The following is a 2,573-nucleotide window of genomic DNA, read 5'->3' as shown; positions in this document are numbered from 1 at the left end:
CTGTTGTTTCGCTTCATTGCTGTAGGTAACAAAGGCACGATCAAACCAAGCTGAGCTACCGGCAATATCAGTAATAGCTGCAGATACACCGCCACCGGTGCAGGACTCTGCCGTGGTAGCGACGACCCCATGCCTACTCAAAGCCGTACCAAGTTCCCGAGACAATTGCAGGATATCCATCATCCCTTCCTCCCGTCGATAATTCCAGCCCAACCATACTCTGCCACGCCTTCGGCGGCAACTCCACCAGGCCTTCAGCGGCAAGGAAATTGTTCGCAAGAGAACCAATTGCGACTTTGCTCCCTTAACCGATTCACGTATCCTTAGCCTCCAGAAATTTACCCGGTACGTTTTTAATTCCGGCATCAATAAGCAGGCAATATCGTGACAGTGAAAGGTTTAGAAAAGCACACCCCCATGATGCAGCAATTTTTGAGGATCAAGGCAGAAAACCCTGATGTTCTACTGTTCTATCGTATGGGCGACTTCTACGAACTATTTTTTGACGACGCCAAACAGGCCTCTCAACTACTGGATATTTCCCTAACTAAACGCGGCTCCTCCAACGGCCAGCCGATCCCGATGGCCGGTGTTCCCTACCATGCGGTCGAAGGCTATCTCGCCAAGCTGGTCCAGCAGGGGGTATCGGTGGCGATCTGCGAGCAAATCGGCGATCCGGCCACCAGTAAAGGACCGGTCGAGCGCCAGGTGGTACGTATCGTGACACCGGGTACGGTCAGTGACGAGGCACTGCTCAACGAGCGCCACGACAACCTGATTGCGGCGATTTACCAGAATAACGACGGGTTCGGCTATGCCACGCTGGATATTACCTCCGGCCGCTTTATGCTGACCGAACCTGAAACCGAAGAAGCTATGCAGGCCGAGCTGCAGCGTACCAGCCCTGCCGAGTTGCTCTACCCTGAGGATTTTGCGCTGCCGGGCCTGCTGCAGTCCCTGAAAGGCACCCGCCGCCGTCCGGTCTGGGAGTTCGATTTGGAGACCGCGCGCCAGCAACTGACCATGCAGTTCGGTACCCGCGATCTGGTCGGCTTCGGCGTCGAAACAGCCGAGCGCGGTCTGTGCGCTGCCGGCTGTCTGCTACAGTATGTCAAAGATACCCAGCGTACCGCGCTACCGCATATCCGCGCGATCACTCAGGATACCAAAGATCATGCCGTGATCTTAGATGCAGCTACCCGCCGTAACCTGGAGCTGACCCAGAACCTGGCTGGCGGGTTTGACAACACGCTGGCCTCGGTACTGGATCAAACTGCCACCCCAATGGGAAGCCGATTGCTTAAGCGCTGGCTGCACCAACCGATCCGCGATCCACAACAGCTCAACCACCGCTTTGACGCCATCGCCGCATTTAAGGATACTGGTTTCTTTACCGAGCTAGCCGGTGTGCTGCGCCACATGGGCGATCTGGAACGTATTCTGGCGCGCCTGGCCCTGCGCTCTGCTCGACCGCGAGATCTGGCCCGCATGCGCACCGCCTTGCAACATCTTCCTGAGCTGGCTGAACTGCTGGCAGAAATCAACCAGCCGCGGATCGGTGAGCTGGCCCAGTTTGCTGCACCGATGGATGAGCTTTGCGAGTTGCTGGAACGTGCGATTATCGAAAACCCGCCAGTGGTGATCCGCGACGGCGGAGTGCTGGCACCGGGCTATAACGCCGAACTTGATGAATGGCGCGATCTGGCTGACGGCGCATCAAAATACCTTGATGAGCTTGAGGCCCGCGAGCGTGAACACCACGATATCGATAGCCTGAAAGTTGGCTTCAACCAGGTCCACGGCTTCTTTATTCAGGTCAGCCGCGGTCAGAGCCATCTGGTACCTAGCCATTATGTCCGCCGCCAGACACTGAAAAATGCCGAGCGCTATATTATTCCCGAGCTCAAGGAGCACGAAGACAAGGTACTGAACTCCAAGTCCAAGGCACTTGGTCTTGAGAAAAAGCTGTGGGACGAGCTGTTTGACTTGCTGCTGCCTCACCTGGAACAGCTGCAAAATGCGGCCAATGCCCTGTCTGAACTCGACGTGCTGGCCAACCTGGCAGAACGAGCCGATACCCTCAACTACTGCCGTCCGGAGCTCACAACAGAGACCGGCATTGAGATCAATGCCGGCCGTCATCCTGTGGTCGAGCAAGTTCTGAGCGAACCATTTATCGCCAACCCGATTTCCCTGCATCATGATCGCCGGATGCTGATCATTACCGGTCCGAACATGGGCGGTAAATCGACCTATATGCGCCAAACAGCACTGATTGCCCTGATGGCACATGTCGGCTCGTTTGTTCCGGCCGAGTCCGTAAAGATGGGGCCGCTGGATCGTATTTTTACCCGTATCGGTGCCTCGGATGATCTTGCCTCCGGCCGCTCGACCTTCATGGTGGAAATGACCGAAACCGCGAACATCCTGCATAATGCGACACAGAACAGCCTCGTACTAATGGATGAGATCGGCCGTGGTACCAGTACCTATGACGGCCTATCGCTAGCCTGGGCCAGTGCCGAGTGGCTGGCCGATAAAATTGCAGCTATGACCCTGTTTGCAACTCACTA

Annotated in this window: 2 protein-coding genes; one reads left to right on the top strand and one right to left on the bottom strand. The window is 56.0% G+C overall.

Annotated features, from left to right (window positions below; translation table 11 throughout):
* Positions 1 to 183 (bottom strand): CinA family protein (locus tag MHN01_RS24260; protein ID WP_239413941.1); only part of this gene is annotated, 183 nt, incomplete at its 3' end.
* 207 nt (positions 184 to 390) lie between these two features.
* Here MHN01_RS24260 and mutS point away from each other — a divergent pair.
* Positions 391 to 2,573: DNA mismatch repair protein MutS (mutS, locus tag MHN01_RS24255; RefSeq protein ID WP_239413942.1), on the top strand; the 2,183-nt coding region annotated here is incomplete at its 3' end.

Origin of the sequence: Photobacterium sp. OFAV2-7 (assembly GCF_022347985.1) — a bacterium.
GTDB lineage: Bacteria > Pseudomonadota > Gammaproteobacteria > Enterobacterales > Vibrionaceae > Photobacterium.
Note: the sequence above shows the minus strand (reverse complement) of the source record. Positions and strands in the feature narration are given on the sequence as shown.